The 14261-nt window shown below is 60.2% G+C and carries 13 protein-coding genes; 11 read left to right on the top strand and 2 right to left on the bottom strand.

Features of this window, described 5'->3' with window-relative positions:
• The first annotated feature begins 143 nt into the window (after positions 1–143).
• From ACWR1S_RS18145 to ACWR1S_RS18135, 3 genes are all read left to right on the top strand, one after another.
• A complete protein-coding gene (locus tag ACWR1S_RS18145; RefSeq protein WP_454564444.1) occupies positions 144–1502 on the top strand; it encodes a nucleobase:cation symporter-2 family protein in 1359 nt (452 codons plus the stop codon).
• Between the two features lie 163 nt (positions 1503–1665).
• Positions 1666–2451, top strand: coding sequence for an outer membrane protein OmpK (locus ACWR1S_RS18140; RefSeq protein ID WP_016982869.1), 786 nt, complete (start codon positions 1666–1668; stop codon positions 2449–2451).
• Between the two features lie 376 nt (positions 2452–2827).
• A complete protein-coding gene (locus ACWR1S_RS18135; protein WP_129391263.1) occupies positions 2828–3613 on the top strand; it encodes an outer membrane protein OmpK in 786 nt (261 codons plus the stop codon).
• Between the two features lie 133 nt (positions 3614–3746).
• On the opposite strand, the gene ACWR1S_RS18130 is transcribed toward ACWR1S_RS18135, so the two are convergent.
• Together ACWR1S_RS18130 and ACWR1S_RS18125 are read right to left on the bottom strand one after the other, a co-directional pair.
• Positions 3747–4919, bottom strand: a complete 1173-nt coding sequence (locus ACWR1S_RS18130) for a patatin-like phospholipase family protein (RefSeq protein ID WP_454564443.1) — start codon at positions 4917–4919, stop codon at positions 3747–3749.
• 35 nt (positions 4920–4954) lie between these two features.
• Positions 4955–5887, bottom strand: coding sequence for a lipid A biosynthesis lauroyl acyltransferase (locus ACWR1S_RS18125; protein WP_016982867.1), 933 nt, complete (start codon positions 5885–5887; stop codon positions 4955–4957).
• 117 nt (positions 5888–6004) lie between these two features.
• Between ACWR1S_RS18125 and minC the strand changes: the two genes are divergently transcribed.
• From minC to ACWR1S_RS18085, 8 genes are all read left to right on the top strand, one after another.
• Positions 6005–6742, top strand: a complete 738-nt coding sequence (gene minC, locus ACWR1S_RS18120) for a septum site-determining protein MinC (RefSeq protein ID WP_454564442.1) — start codon at positions 6005–6007, stop codon at positions 6740–6742.
• 169 nt (positions 6743–6911) lie between these two features.
• On the top strand, positions 6912–7724 hold the full coding sequence (gene minD, locus ACWR1S_RS18115; protein ID WP_007913953.1) for a septum site-determining protein MinD: 813 nt from the start codon (positions 6912–6914) through the stop codon (positions 7722–7724).
• Positions 7724–7978, top strand: a complete 255-nt coding sequence (minE, locus tag ACWR1S_RS18110; protein WP_003223146.1) for a cell division topological specificity factor MinE — start codon at positions 7724–7726, stop codon at positions 7976–7978. The genes minD and minE overlap by 1 nt, the downstream gene beginning before the upstream one ends.
• 91 nt (positions 7979–8069) lie before the next feature.
• The gene (locus tag ACWR1S_RS18105) at positions 8070–8705 is read left to right on the top strand and encodes an RluA family pseudouridine synthase (protein WP_311997802.1); all 636 of its coding nucleotides are present in this window, start codon (positions 8070–8072) and stop codon (positions 8703–8705) included.
• 198 nt (positions 8706–8903) lie between these two features.
• Positions 8904–10193, top strand: a complete 1290-nt coding sequence (locus ACWR1S_RS18100; RefSeq protein WP_454564441.1) for a M18 family aminopeptidase — start codon at positions 8904–8906, stop codon at positions 10191–10193.
• A 166-nt stretch (positions 10194–10359) separates the two neighbouring features.
• Complete coding sequence (locus tag ACWR1S_RS18095) at positions 10360–10536, top strand: hypothetical protein (RefSeq protein ID WP_016982863.1); 177 nt, start codon at positions 10360–10362, stop codon at positions 10534–10536.
• Positions 10537–10613: 77 nt separating this feature from the next.
• Positions 10614–12767 carry a mechanosensitive ion channel domain-containing protein gene (locus ACWR1S_RS18090; protein WP_454564440.1) on the top strand — a complete coding sequence of 718 codons (2154 nt, stop codon included), beginning with the start codon at positions 10614–10616 and terminating at the stop codon, positions 12765–12767.
• Between the two features lie 64 nt (positions 12768–12831).
• Positions 12832–14166, top strand: coding sequence for an amidohydrolase (locus ACWR1S_RS18085; protein ID WP_454564439.1), 1335 nt, complete (start codon positions 12832–12834; stop codon positions 14164–14166).
• The last annotated feature ends 95 nt before the right edge of the window (positions 14167–14261 follow it).

Here is a 14261-nt window from a genome sequence, read left to right as displayed (position 1 = left end):
CTCGCTCCCACAGAGATCGCGCATTTCCTGTGGGAGCGAGCCTGCTCGCGAATCGCCTTAACGCGGTTTACCTGATGCAAAGAAACAGCTGTGAGCAACCCGGCAGCTGTTAATCACAAGAATAAAAAGATCCGAGGTGTTGCATGTCCGAGCTGTCCAAAGCGCGCATCCCCGACGCACCCGCCATTCAGCGATTGCCCCTTTTGCAACTGATCCTGGTCGGTTTGCAACATGTTCTGCTGATGTACGGTGGCGCCATCGCGGTGCCGCTGATCATTGGACAGGCCGCTGGCCTGAGTCGTGAAGAAATTGCCTTCCTGATCAACGCCGACCTGCTGGTCGCCGGTGTCGCCACCATCGTGCAGTCCATGGGCATCGGCCCGATGGGCATTCGCATGCCGGTGATGATGGGCGCCAGTTTCGCTGCTGTCGGCAGCATGGTCGCCATGGCCGGTATGCCCGGCATCGGCCTGCAAGGCATCTTCGGCGCGACGATCGCCGCCGGTTTCTTCGGCATGATCATCGCGCCGTTCATGTCCAAGGTCGTGCGTTTCTTCCCGCCGCTGGTGACCGGCACGGTCATCACCTCGATCGGTTTGTCGCTGTTCCCCGTGGCCGTGAATTGGGCCGGTGGCGGTGCTGGCGCTGCGCAATTCGGCTCACCGATTTATCTGGCCATCGCCGCCCTGGTGTTGGGCACCATTCTGTTGATCCACCGCTTTATGCGCGGTTTCTGGGTCAATATTTCTGTGTTGATCGGCATGTGCTTCGGCTACGTGCTGTGCGGCGCGATCGGCATGGTCGACCTGAGCGGCATGGCCAACGCGCCATGGGTTCAGTTCGTCACCCCGCTGCATTTCGGCATGCCGAAATTCGAACTGGCACCGATCCTGTCGATGTGTCTGGTGGTAGTGATCATCTTCGTCGAGTCGACCGGGATGTTTTTGGCGCTGGGCAAGATCACCGGCCAGGAAGTCTGCCCGCGCATGCTGCGTCGCGGCTTGCTGTGTGATGCCGGCGCCTCGTTTGTCGCCGGTTTCTTCAATACTTTCACCCACTCCTCTTTCGCGCAGAACATCGGTCTGGTGCAGATGACCGGCGTGCGCTGCCGTTCGGTGACCATCGTTGCCGGTGGCTTGCTGATCGTGCTGAGCCTGCTGCCGAAAGCGGCATTCCTCGTGGCGTCGATTCCACCGGCGGTACTCGGTGGGGCGGCGATTGCGATGTTCGGCATGGTCGCTGCGACTGGCATCAAGATTCTCCAGGAAGCCGACATCGGTGACCGTCGCAACCAGTTGCTGGTCGCGGTGAGCATCGGCATGGGCCTGATCCCGGTGGTGCGTCCGGAATTCTTCGCGCACCTGCCGCTGTGGATGAGCCCGATTACCCACAGTGGCATTGCCATGGCAACACTCAGCGCGCTGACGCTGAACCTGCTGTTCAACATTCTCGGTGGCAAAGAGCGCGCGGCGATCAATGACTGCCACGCGCACCAGCACTGACAGCAACACCGATGTACCCCCTGTAGGAGTGAGCCTGCTCGCGATAGCATTTTTTCAGTCAACTGATGTGTTGAATGTCATACCGCTATCGCGAGCAGGCTCACTCCTACAAGGGCAAAAAAAGCTCTGCGCCTCAAACAATAAAAACAAGAGGGAGCAACAGATGATTCGCACGCAAACCAACGTTCTGTTGAGTGGCGGCCTGCTGGCCGCGAGTCAGGCCATGGCCGGCGATCTCCTGCTGTGGCAAACCAACAGCCTCAGCTATCTGTACGGCAAGAATTTCGCGATCAACCCGTCGATCCAGCAGACGCTGACCTTCGAGCACGCCGACAAGTGGAAGTACGGCGACAACTTCCTGTTCGTCGACAAGATCTTCTACAACGGCAAAGAAGACGCGAACAAAGGCCCGCACGCCTTCTATGGCGAATTCACTCCGCGCTTCTCGTTCGGCAAGATCTTCGACCAGAAGCTCGAGTTCGGCCCGATCAAGGACGTGCTGCTGGCGATGACTTACGAGTACGGCGAAGGCGACAGCGAGGCCTATCTGATCGGCCCCGGTTTCGACCTCAAGGTGCCCGGTTTCAACTACGTCACCCTGAACATCTTCCGCCGTCAGACCGAAGGCCCGCGCCCCGGCGACGGCGTCTGGCAGATCACTCCCGGCTGGTCCTACAGCTTTCCTTTGGGCAATTCCGATGTGCTGATCGACGGCTACCTCGACTGGGTGGTCGACAACGATGAGAACTCGCGCGGCACCTACCACGCCAACCTGCACATCAACCCGCAGATCAAATATGACCTGGGCAAGGCGTTGGGCTGGAGCCACAAGCAGCTGTACGTCGGCACCGAATACAGTTATTGGAAAAACAAATACGGCGTCGAAAACACCCACAACTTCGACACCAACCAGAACACCGCCAGCCTGCTGGTGAAGGTGCATTTTTAAGATGGCCCGCAACCGTGCCCCATGCCTGTCGTCGGTGCTCTGTTGCGGGGCACTTGAGACCTGGCCGTTGAGTCAGTATTCTCCGCGGCCATCTGAATTCGGTCTAAAAAAAAGCCCGGATTTAATTCCTGACCGACGGGCCAACTTATCCCGGCCCCGGCCAGTACCGAGGCATCCCGAAAACGCGCGCAATCGACTGTTTTTCAGCAGCCGAGAGGGCGTTTTTTTGCGTTTCGAAAGCCTTGGCTCGGCTCTTGCTAACAGCAACGAAGCTGACCGATCGGATGACTTTTTTGCAGTAACGAAAAAAGGCGCCACACCAGAGCGCCGATCTTAAAAAAAATAAACGTGGAACACCTACTTTGGGAGCAACCGAATGAAACGTATGTGCACCAGCCTGATGCTCGCGGGATCGATGTTGGCCGGCGGCCAGGCCATGGCCGATGGCCTGCTGCAGTGGCAGAACAACAGCCTGACCTACCTCTACGGTAAAGACTTCAAGGTCAACCCTGCGATTCAGCAGACCGTCACCTTCGAGCACGCCGATGCCTGGAAGTACGGGGACAACTTCCTGTTCGTCGACAAGATCTTCTACAACGGTGACAAGGACTTCAACAACGGCCCGAACACCTACTACGGCGAGTTCCAGCCACGTATCTCGCTGGGCAAGGTGCTCGACCAGAAGATCGAGTTCGGCCCGATCAAAGACGTCCTGCTGGCGATGACTTACGAGTTCGGCGAGGGTGACACCGAGTCCTACCTGATCGGTCCAGGCTTCGACCTAGCCATCCCGGGCTTCGACTACTTCCAGTTGAACTTCTACCAGCGCCACACCGAAGGCTCGCGCCCGGGTGACAACGTCTGGCAGATCACCCCGGTCTGGTCCTACACCATCCCGGTCGGCGATTCGAACGTGCTGATCGACGGCTACATGGACTGGGTCGTCGACAACGACGTCAACAACCGTGGCGAATACCACGCCAACCTGCACTTCAACCCACAGGTCAAATACGACTTGGGCAAGGCGCTGAATTTCGGCGAGAAGCAGCTGTACGTCGGTGTTGAGTACGACTACTGGAAAGACAAGTACGGGATCGACGACACCCGTGCGTTCACCACCAATCAGAACGTGACCAGCTTCCTGGTGAAGTTCCACTTCTGATCCGGCGGCGTCCGCAAGGACGCCTTCGCGAGCAAGCTCGCTCCCACAGTGGTTCTATGTCGAATGCAAATGCCGCATACGACGCCGGACCCTGTGGGAGCGAGCTTGCTCGCGAATGGGCTCAAAGAAGATTTCAGGCGGGAGCCACCGCCTCGCTAATACCCAAAAACCGGCAAAGTTCTTCACGCTTGGCCAGCGCATCGCGTCGCCCCAGATCAATCAACTCGCTGCAATCCCCCGCCTCGAACAACAGATAACTCAGCACCCCTGCCCCACTGGTCTTCGTCGCCCCCGGCCCACGCAGAAACAAGCGCAACGCCGCCGGCAATTCCTGACGGTGCCGCGCCGCGATCTCATCGATCGGCTGACTCGGCGAAATCACCAACACCTCCACCGGCGCCACCCCTAGCTCGCGAGTCGGCGTGCCGGCGGGCATCAGATGACTGAACTGGTTGAGACGCTGCAGCAACTCGATATCGCTCTCGAGGCTGTCAATGAACGTGCTGTTGAGCATGTGCCCGCCAATCTGCGCCAGCGTCGGCTGTTGCCCCGTGTAGGCACGCTCCAGCGGCTGCTGCGGATCAAACCCGCGCGGGTTGCCGCTGACGCCCACCACCAGCACCCGGCTCGCGCCCAAGTGCAATGCCGGGCTGATCGGCGCTGATTGCCGCACCGCGCCGTCACCAAAGTATTCATCACCGATTTTCACCGGTGCGAACAACAACGGAATCGCCGAACTGGCCAGCAGGTGATCCACCGACAGTTGCGTCGGTACGCCAATGCGCCGATGCCGCAGCCATGAATCAATCGTGCCGCCACCCTGATAGAACGTCACCGCTTGTCCGGATTCATAGCCGAACGCGGTCACCGCCACCGCATGCAATTGCTTGCGCGCGATCGATTCGGCGATGCCGGGCATGTGCAGTTTTTCATTGAGCAGTTCGCGCAGCGGCGAACTGTTGAGCAGTGCCACCGGCAGTTGCCGACCAAGGCCAAGCAGGCTGTGGCTGACAAAGCGGCTGGCCTGACGGATAACCCCGGGCCAGTCACTGCGCAACACGCGATGGCTGCGAAAGCCCTGCCAGAACAGGGTGAGACGTTCGATGGCGGCACGAAAATCGGTAGCGCCACTGGCGAGACTGACGGCGTTGATCGCCCCGGCCGAAGTGCCGACGATCACCGGAAACGGATTGTCCGCGCCCAATGGCAGCAACTCGGCAATCGCCGCCAGCACCCCCACCTGATACGCCGCCCGAGCCCCGCCGCCGGAAAGAATCAATCCTGTGACCGGTTCAGCTGGGCTCATTGCAACACTCCATGGTGCTTAAAAAGTTGGATGCATCAACCGCGTTTGGCGTACAGCTTCGGCTCGCCCGGTGGCCGGCTCTTGAAGCGTCGATGTGCCCACAGGTACTGCTCGGGGCAGGCGCGCAAGGCGCTCTCGACCCACTGATTGATGCGGATGCAGTCGGCTTCTTCGGTTTCGCCGGGAAAATCTTCCAGCGGCGGATGAATGACCAAGCGATAACCGCTGCCGTCGGCCAGACGTTCCTGAGTGAACGGCACCACCAGCGCCTTGCCCAGACGGGCGAATTTCGTCGTCGCTGTCACGGTCGCCGCCTGAATGCCGAACAGCGGCACGAAGATGCTCTGTTTGGCGCCATAGTCCTGATCCGGTGCATACCAGATTGCGCGGCCGGAGCGCAGCAACTTGAGCATGCCGCGCACGTCGTCACGCTCCACCGCCAGCGAATCGAGGTTGTGCCGCTCACGGCCCTGACGCTGAACATAGTCAAACAACGGATTCTTGTGTTCGCGGTACATGCCGTCGATGGTGTGCTGCTGGCCGAGCAGCGCTGCGCCGATCTCCAGCGTGGTGAAATGCGCCGCCATCAGGATCACGCCTTTGCCTTCGCGCCGGGCCTTCTGCAAATGCTCCAGGCCCTCAACGTGGGCCAGCTTGGCCAGACGCTCGCGCGACCACCACCAGCTCATGGCCATTTCAAAAAAAGCGATGCCGGTGGAGGCGAAGTTTTCCTTGAGCAGGCGTTTGCGCTCGGCGGCGGATTTTTCCGGGAAGCACAGCTCAAGATTGCGCTTGGCGATGCGCCGCCGGTCGCCGGCCACGCGATACATCAAGGCGCCCAAAACTCGACCGATGGTCAGCAACGCCGGATACGGCAACTGCACGATCAGCCACAAAAGCCCCAGACCGCACCAGAGCGGCCAGAAGCGTGGCGATAAAAATGCTTTTCGAAAACGCGGGCGATCCATTAAAGCTTCCGTAAATACAGTGGCCGCGCATTCTACATCGTTCGACCCGGCTTGCGGCTCGCGGGCGTTCTCGTTATAAGTCTCGGCACTTTTAGTGACAAGCCGTTGTATGCCGACATGAGCCAAACCGAACCGTTAGACCAAGATCCCGTATTCCAGCTCAAGGGCAGCATGCTGGCCATTACTGTGCTGGAACTGGCCCGTAACGACCTCGAAAGCCTCGATCGGCAATTGGCCGCCAAAGTCGCCCAGGCGCCGAACTTCTTCAGCAACGCGCCGCTGGTTCTGGCGCTGGACAAACTGCCGCCGAGCGAAGGCGCCGTCGATCTGCCGGGCCTGATGCGCGTCTGCCGCCAACATGGCCTGCGCACCCTGGCGATTCGCGCCAGTCGCATCGAAGACATCGCCGCCGCCATTGCCATCGACATTCCGGTGCTGCCGCCGTCGGGCGCCCGCGAGCGGCCGCTGGAAACAGCGGAAGCCGAAGTCAAAAAGAAACCGGAAAAACCGCCGGAACCGACCATCAAACCGACCCGCGTCATCACCACGCCAGTACGTGGTGGCCAACAGATATATGCCCAAGGTGGCGATCTGGTCGTGGTGTCTTCGGTCAGTCCGGGGGCGGAACTTCTCGCCGATGGCAACATCCATGTATACGGCCCGATGCGCGGTCGGGCGCTGGCCGGCGTGAAGGGTGACACCAAGGCACGGATTTTCTGTCAGCAATTGAGCGCTGAACTGATCTCCATCGCCGGTCATTACAAGGTTTCCGAAGATTTGCGCCGCGACCCTATGTGGGGCTCGGGCGTACAGGTCAGCCTGTCGGGCGACGTGTTGAACATCATTCGGCTTTAACGGATACTGCCGCATTTTCCAAGCATCTCTAAAACGTAGCGAAAACGGCTCAAACGAAGTAGGAAAAAGGCTCAACGCCGAATTCCAGCCAAGGCTGTCCGACTGCAGTAGTTTTCAAGAGATGTTTTTCAGGGGCTAAAAAGTCCTTCTTCCTTAGGGGTGAAACACCTTGGCCAAGATTCTCGTGGTTACATCCGGCAAGGGTGGTGTGGGTAAGACCACCACCAGCGCCGCTATCGGTACCGGCCTCGCTCTGCGCGGCCACAAAACAGTGATCGTCGACTTCGACGTGGGCTTGCGTAACCTCGACCTGATCATGGGTTGCGAGCGCCGCGTGGTGTATGACTTCGTCAACGTGGTCAACGGCGAAGCCAACCTGCAACAGGCACTGATCAAAGACAAGCGTCTGGAAAACCTCTACGTACTGGCCGCCAGTCAGACCCGCGACAAAGACGCGCTGACTGTCGAAGGCGTGGAAAAAGTCCTGATGGAGCTCAAGGAACAATTCGAGTTCGTCGTCTGCGACTCCCCGGCCGGCATCGAAAAAGGCGCCCACCTGGCCATGTACTTCGCTGATGAAGCGATCGTCGTGACCAACCCGGAAGTCTCCTCGGTACGAGATTCGGACCGCATGCTCGGCCTGCTGGCGAGCAAATCGCGTCGCGCCGAACGTGGCGAAGACCCGATCAAGGAACACCTGCTGATCACTCGCTACCATCCAGAGCGTGTTGAAAAGGGCGAAATGCTCGGCGTTGAAGACGTCAAGGAAATCCTCTCGGTAACGCTGCTTGGCGTGATCCCGGAATCTCAGGCGGTGCTCAAGGCATCCAACCAGGGCGTGCCGGTGATTCTCGACGACCAGAGCGATGCCGGTCAGGCGTACAGCGATACCGTCGACCGTTTGCTGGGCAAAGAAAAAGCCCACCGTTTCCTCGATGTCGAGAAGAAGGGATTCTTCGAGCGCCTGTTTGGAGGTAGGTAATGAACCTTTTTGACTTCTTTCGTGCCAACAAAAAGCCAAGTACCGCCTCGGTAGCGAAAGAGCGTCTACAGATCATCGTGGCGCATGAGCGCGGCCAGCGCAGCACGCCGGATTACCTGCCAGCCTTGCAGAAGGAACTGGTCGACGTGATCCGCAAGTACGTCAACATCGGCAACGACGACGTACATGTTGCACTGGAAAGCCAGGGCAGTTGCTCGATTCTGGAACTCAACATCACCCTGCCTGATCGCTGAGTCGATCCGGCAGGTACGACGGCGGTTCAGGGGCCTCCCCCCCCCGGGAAGGCCCCGAACCGCCGGTGGCCTTTTTTTCGAGGGTGTTTTAATTCCGCTGTCCAACATCCGCATCATCCATCAGGACGCCGCCGTACTGGTGGTCGACAAACCGACGTTGCTGCTCTCGGTGCCCGGTCGCGCCGACGACAACAAGGATTGCCTGATTACCCGCCTGCAGGAAAACGGCTACCCGGAAGCGCGCATCGTCCATCGCCTGGACTGGGAAACCTCCGGCATCATTTTGCTCGCCCGTGACGCCGACACGCATCGCGAACTGTCGCGCCAGTTTCACGATCGCGAAACCGAAAAGGCCTACACCGCGTTGGCCTGGGGTCAACCGGCACTCGACAGTGGCAGCATCGACTTGCCACTGCGTTATGACCCGCCAACCAAGCCGCGCCATGTGGTTGATCATGAATTCGGCAAACACGCGCTGACCTTCTGGCGCGTACTGGAACGTTGCGGTGACTGGTGTCGCGTTGAGTTGACGCCGATCACCGGCCGTTCACATCAGTTGCGTGTGCACATGCTGTCGATCGGGCATCCGCTGCTCGGTGATGGCCTTTATGCCCACGAGCAGGCGCTGGCGGCATGGCCGCGCCTGTGCCTGCACGCGAGCATGCTCAGCTTCACCCATCCGCAAACCGGCGAACGCCTGCGCTTCGAGTGCCCTGCACCGTTCTGACAGACCACACTGAACCCCTGTGGGAGCGAGCTTGCTCGCGAAAACAATTGATCAGTCGACATTAATGTTGAATGTGATACCGCTTTCGCGAGCAAGCTCGCTCCCACAGTTTTTTGCATGCATTTCAAGACCGCATGTCATGCCCCAAGCTTCAAGCCGATGCGTTAAACTCCCGCCCATTGCTGTCTGGAGTTTCTTATGCGCGAAGAGTTGAACCAAGGCCTGATCGACTTTCTCAAGGCCTCCCCTACCCCGTTCCACGCCACCGCCAGTCTGGTGCAGCGTCTGGAGGCTGCCGGTTACGTGCGCCTCGACGAGCGCGAGCCATGGACCACCGAGCCGAACGGCCGCTATTACGTCACCCGTAACGACTCCTCGATCGTCGCGATCAAAATGGGCCGCACCTCGCCACTGCACGGCGGCATCCGCCTGGTCGGTGCGCACACCGACAGCCCGTGCCTGCGGGTCAAGCCGCAACCGGAGCTGCAGCGTCAGGGCTTCTGGCAGTTGGGCGTTGAAGTTTACGGCGGCGCGCTGCTGGCACCGTGGTTCGACCGTGATCTGTCGCTGGCCGGCCGCGTGACCTTCCGCCGCGATGGCAAGGTCGAAAGCCAATTGATCGACTTCAGGGCACCGATCGCGATCATTCCGAACCTGGCCATTCACCTCAACCGTGAAGCCAACCAGGGCTGGGCGATCAACGCGCAGACCGAACTGCCGCCAATCCTCGCGCAATTTGCCGGTGACGAGCGCGTCGATTTTCGCGCCGTACTCACTGATCAACTGGCCCGCGAACATGGCTTGAACGCCGACGTCGTGCTCGATTACGAGCTGAGTTTCTACGACACGCAAAGTGCTGCGGTTATCGGCCTCAACGGCGATTTCATTGCCGGCGCGCGCCTCGATAACCTGTTGTCGTGCTACGCCGGCCTGCAAGCCTTGCTCACCGCCGAAACCGACGAAACCTGCGTGCTGGTGTGCAACGACCACGAAGAAGTCGGCTCCTGCTCGGCCTGCGGTGCCGACGGCCCGATGCTCGAACAGACCCTGCGCCGCCTGCTGCCGGAAGGTGACGAATTCGTCCGCACCATCCAGAAATCCCTGCTGGTCTCAGCCGACAACGCCCACGGCGTGCACCCCAACTACGCGGAAAAGCACGACGCCAACCACGGCCCGAAACTCAACGCCGGCCCGGTGATCAAGGTCAACAGCAACCAGCGTTACGCCACCAACAGCGAAACCGCCGGGTTCTTCCGCCATCTGTGCATGGCCGAAGAAGTGCCGGTGCAAAGCTTTGTGGTGCGCAGCGACATGGGCTGCGGCTCGACCATCGGCCCGATCACCGCCAGCCACCTCGGCGTGCGCACTGTCGATATCGGCCTGCCGACCTTCGCCATGCACTCGATCCGCGAACTGTGCGGCAGCCACGACCTGGCGCATCTGGTCAAAGTGCTGAGCGCGTTTTACGCCTGCCGCGAGTTGCCTTAACCATTCGGGACCACTTGTTCCCTGTAGGAGCTGCCGAAGGCTGCGATCTTTTGATTCTGTTTTTAAGATCAAAAGATCGCAGCCTTCGGCAGCTCCTACTCAGATCAATACCGCTCCATCAAATTCGACCTAGACTTACATCATTCATTTCGACAAGGCAGTCTCCATGATCTCGATGTCTTCGTTCCACGCCATGCTCATCCCCATCCTGTGCGGAATGATCCTGCTGGCGATCGGTTTCAACTTCCGTGACAAGAACGCCGGTGTGTTTGCCATGTGGGTCGGCATGCTGACGATCCTCGCCACGGTGGTTTACAAGATCCTCGCCAAACTCAACGAATAAATCCGCGTCCGGCTCGCATTGCTTTAGTGGGCCTCGTACACTCCAGCGAATCCGCCCCTTGCGAGGTTGACCGCCTAGTGTTCGCTCGTCTTTTTGCTTTGCCCAGCCTGTTCCTCGTCTGCCTGATGACGCTGTTGCCGCTGGCGCCCGCCCACGCGGTCGGTTTGCCCGGTCTGCTCAACACCAACAAAGCCCAACCGGAAGCCCAGGAACCGCTCGGCCAGTCCCTCGACGAAGTCATCAAGTCGCTGGAAAACGACAAGCAACGCGCGCAACTGCTGACTGATCTGAAGAAGCTGCGCGACGCCACCAAAAAGGCCCAGGCCAGCCCCGAAGAAGGCGTGCTCGGCTTGATCGGCGGCACCCTGTCCAACTTCGAAAAACAATTCACCGGCGCCGACAGCCCGCTCAACCGCTGGGGCAACGAGTTCGATCTGGCCAAGGACGAACTGAGCGCAATGATGCTGCCGGCCAACGAATGGCTGCCGATCATCTTCGGTTTCGCCATGATCCTCGCGGTGTGGAGTCTGCTCGCCGCCGCGCTGATCTGGCTCGGCCACCGGGTGCGCATGCGCTTCGGCCTCACCGAAGAACTGCCGCAACACCCCAAGGCTCTCGATATGCTGCGCTTCGCTTTGCGCAAGCTCGGGCCGTGGCTGATCGCTTTGGTAATGACCGTTTACATGAGCTACGCGCTGCCGTCGTCACTGGGCAAAAGCCTGGCGATGGTGCTGGCCTATGCGCTGGTGGTCGGCACCTGTTTCTCGGCGATCTGCGTGATCGCGTTTTCCCTGCTCGACGGCCCGCACCGCCATCGCGCGCTGTACATCCTGCGTCATCAGGCGTTCCGGCCGTTGTGGCTGATCGGCAGCTTCGCCGCGTTCGGTGAAGCGTTGAACGATCCGCGCCTGATCGAAAGCCTCGGCGTGCATCTGGCCCACACCGCTGCAACCATCGCCAATGTCCTCGCGGCAATCTCGACCGGCCTGTTCATCCTGCGTTTCCGCCGACCGATTGCGCACCTGATCCGCAATCAGCCGCTGTCACGACGCCTGACCCGCCGCGCCCTCAGCGACACCATCGAAATCCTCGGCACCTTCTGGTACGTGCCGGCGCTGGTGCTGGTCGGCATCTCGCTGTTCGCCACCTTCGTTTCCGCCGGCGACACCAGCACTGCCTTGCGCCAATCGCTGATCTGCACCGTGCTGCTGGTGATGTGCATGGTGATCAACGGCCTCGTGCGCCGGCATTCCTTGAAACCGCAACGCGGACCGAAACGCCACGCGCTCTACTCCGAACGCCTGAAAAACTTCTTCTACACCCTCGCGCACCTGCTGGTCTGGCTGGTCTTCATCGAACTCGGCCTGCGCGTCTGGGGCCAGTCGCTGATCGGTTTCGCCGAGGGTGAGGGGCATGATGTCAGCGTCAAATTGTTCAGCCTGATCGGCACGCTGATTTTCTCCTGGCTGATCTGGATCCTCGCCGACACCGCGGTACATCACGCCCTCACCCGCTCGCGCAAAGGTCTGGCGAATGCCCGCGCGCAAACGATGATGCCGCTGATCCGCAACGTGCTGTTCGTGGCGATCTTCATCATCGCGTTGATCGTCGCCCTGGCGAACATGGGCATGAACGTCACGCCACTGCTGGCCGGTGCCGGCGTGATCGGTCTGGCCATCGGTTTCGGTGCACAGTCGCTGGTCGCGGACTTGATCACCGGCCTGTTCATCATCATCGAAGACTCACTCGCCATCGATGACTACGTCGACGTCGGCGGCCACCTCGGCACCGTCGAAGGCCTGACGATCCGCACCGTGCGCCTGCGGGATATCGACGGCATCGTCCACACCATCCCGTTCAGCGAAATCAAAAGCATCAAGAACTACTCACGGGAGTTCGGCTACGCGATCTTTCGCGTGGCGGTGCCGTACAACATGGAAATCGACGACGCGATCAAACTGATGCGCGAAGTCGGCCAGAAGATGCGCACCGATCCGCTGCAGCGGCGCAACATCTGGTCGCCGCTGGAGATTCAGGGGGTCGAGAGTTTCGAATCCGGCAGCGCGATTCTGCGCGCGCGGTTCAAGACCGCGCCGATCAAACAATGGGAAGTGTCCCGAGCGTTCAACCTGTCGCTCAAACGCCATCTCGACGAAGCCGGACTCGATCTGGCAACGCCGCGCATGAGCGTGCAAGTGATCACTGCCGGTGGCGGTCAGCCGAAGGAATAGCACTCAGGCGCGCGGTTGCAGTCACAGGCAGGGAAGCCCGACAACAATAATCAAGGAGAATCCGATGCAACTGACGCGCATTGCCCAGGCCGTTCTGCTCACCTGCTGCGCCAGCCACGCCGGCGCCGCAACACTGGAAAGCACCCGCACTACCATCGCCGAACAGGCGCAAAAGCTCGAGCCGGAACTGCTGGAAACCCGCCGCGATATCCACGCTCACCCGGAACTCGGTAACACGGAAAAACGCACCGCTGAGTTGGTCGCCAAACAACTGAAGGCCATGGGCCTGGAAGTGAAAACCGGCGTCGCCCGCACCGGCGTAGTCGCTGTCCTCAAAGGCGCCCTGCCCGGCCCGACCGTGGCCCTGCGCGCCGACATGGACGCACTGCCGGTCAAGGAAGTCTCCGACCTGCCGTTCGCCTCGAAAGCCAAAGGCACTTACCTCGACAAAGAAGTCGACGTCATGCACGCCTGCGGCCACGACGCCCACACCGCCATCCTGCTGAGCACAGCGAAAATTCTCACGGGCATGCGCGACACATTACCCGGCACCGTGGTGTTCTACTTCCAGCCCGCCGAAGAAGGCCCGAGCGACTTCATCCCCGACGGCAAAAACACCTGGGGCGCGAAAATGATGGTCGAGGAAGGCGTGATGAAATCACCGAAACCCGACGCGGTGTTCGGCCTGCACGTCTGGGCCGGCGTCCCCGCCGGCCAGATCGCTTACCGCCCAGGCGCCACCCTCGCCAGCTCCGACGACCTGCGCATCAAAATCCTCGGCAAACAGACCCACGCCGGCCGCCCATGGGACGGCATCGACCCGATCACCGTCGGCGCGCAAACCATCGTCGGCCTGCAAACTGTAGTCAGCCGCCGCACCGATATCTCCTCGTACCCGTCAGTGGTCAGCATCGGCACCATCAACGGCGGCACGCGCTACAACATCATTCCCGAATCCGTGGACATGACCGGAACGATCCGCTCCTACGACTACGGTATCCGCCAGAAACTGCATGCCGACGTACGCCAGACCGTGGAAAAAATCGCCGAAAGCGGCGGTGCAAAAGCAGACGTGACCATCATCGAAAAATACGACCCGACCATCAACAACCCGGCGCTGACAGAAAAAATGCTGCCGACACTGAAGTGGGCGGCCAAGGATGATGTGGTGAATGCACCGCTGGTGGGCGGCGCGGAAGACTTCTCGTTTTATGCCAAGGAAGTACCGGGATTGTTTGTGTTTCTCGGCGTGACGCCGAGGGACCAGGACATGAGCAAGGCCGCGCCGAATCACAATCCGGGGTTCTTTGTCGATGAATCGGCGTTGGTGGTGGGCGTGAGGACATTGGCGTCGTTGGCGACGGATTATTTGTATGCCAATGCGGGAGTGGGCAAGTAGGGATGAGGTGACGGTGGGGGCGCCATCGCGAGCAGGCTCGCTCCCACATTTGGACCGTGTGCAGCCTGTCAGAAACAGGTCGGCTGCCAGGCCGC

The sequence above is a fragment of the Pseudomonas sp. AIG genome (assembly GCF_977020205.1).
The sequence above is the reverse complement of the archived record's forward strand: the minus strand, read 5'-3'. Positions and strand labels throughout refer to the sequence as shown.

Coding starts and splice junctions, on each gene's coding strand:
- ACWR1S_RS18145 (WP_454564444.1), top strand. CDS start 144: ATGTCCGAGCTGTCCAAAGCGCGCATCCCCGACGCACCCGCCATTCAG.
- ACWR1S_RS18140 (WP_016982869.1), top strand. CDS start 1,666: ATGATTCGCACGCAAACCAACGTTCTGTTGAGTGGCGGCCTGCTGGCC.
- ACWR1S_RS18135 (WP_129391263.1), top strand. CDS start 2,828: ATGAAACGTATGTGCACCAGCCTGATGCTCGCGGGATCGATGTTGGCC.
- ACWR1S_RS18130 (WP_454564443.1), bottom strand. CDS start 4,919: ATGAGCCCAGCTGAACCGGTCACAGGATTGATTCTTTCCGGCGGCGGG.
- ACWR1S_RS18125 (WP_016982867.1), bottom strand. CDS start 5,887: ATGGATCGCCCGCGTTTTCGAAAAGCATTTTTATCGCCACGCTTCTGG.
- minC (WP_454564442.1), top strand. CDS start 6,005: ATGAGCCAAACCGAACCGTTAGACCAAGATCCCGTATTCCAGCTCAAG.
- minE (WP_003223146.1), top strand. CDS start 7,724: ATGAACCTTTTTGACTTCTTTCGTGCCAACAAAAAGCCAAGTACCGCC.
- ACWR1S_RS18100 (WP_454564441.1), top strand. CDS start 8,904: ATGCGCGAAGAGTTGAACCAAGGCCTGATCGACTTTCTCAAGGCCTCC.
- ACWR1S_RS18095 (WP_016982863.1), top strand. CDS start 10,360: ATGATCTCGATGTCTTCGTTCCACGCCATGCTCATCCCCATCCTGTGC.
- ACWR1S_RS18085 (WP_454564439.1), top strand. CDS start 12,832: ATGCAACTGACGCGCATTGCCCAGGCCGTTCTGCTCACCTGCTGCGCC.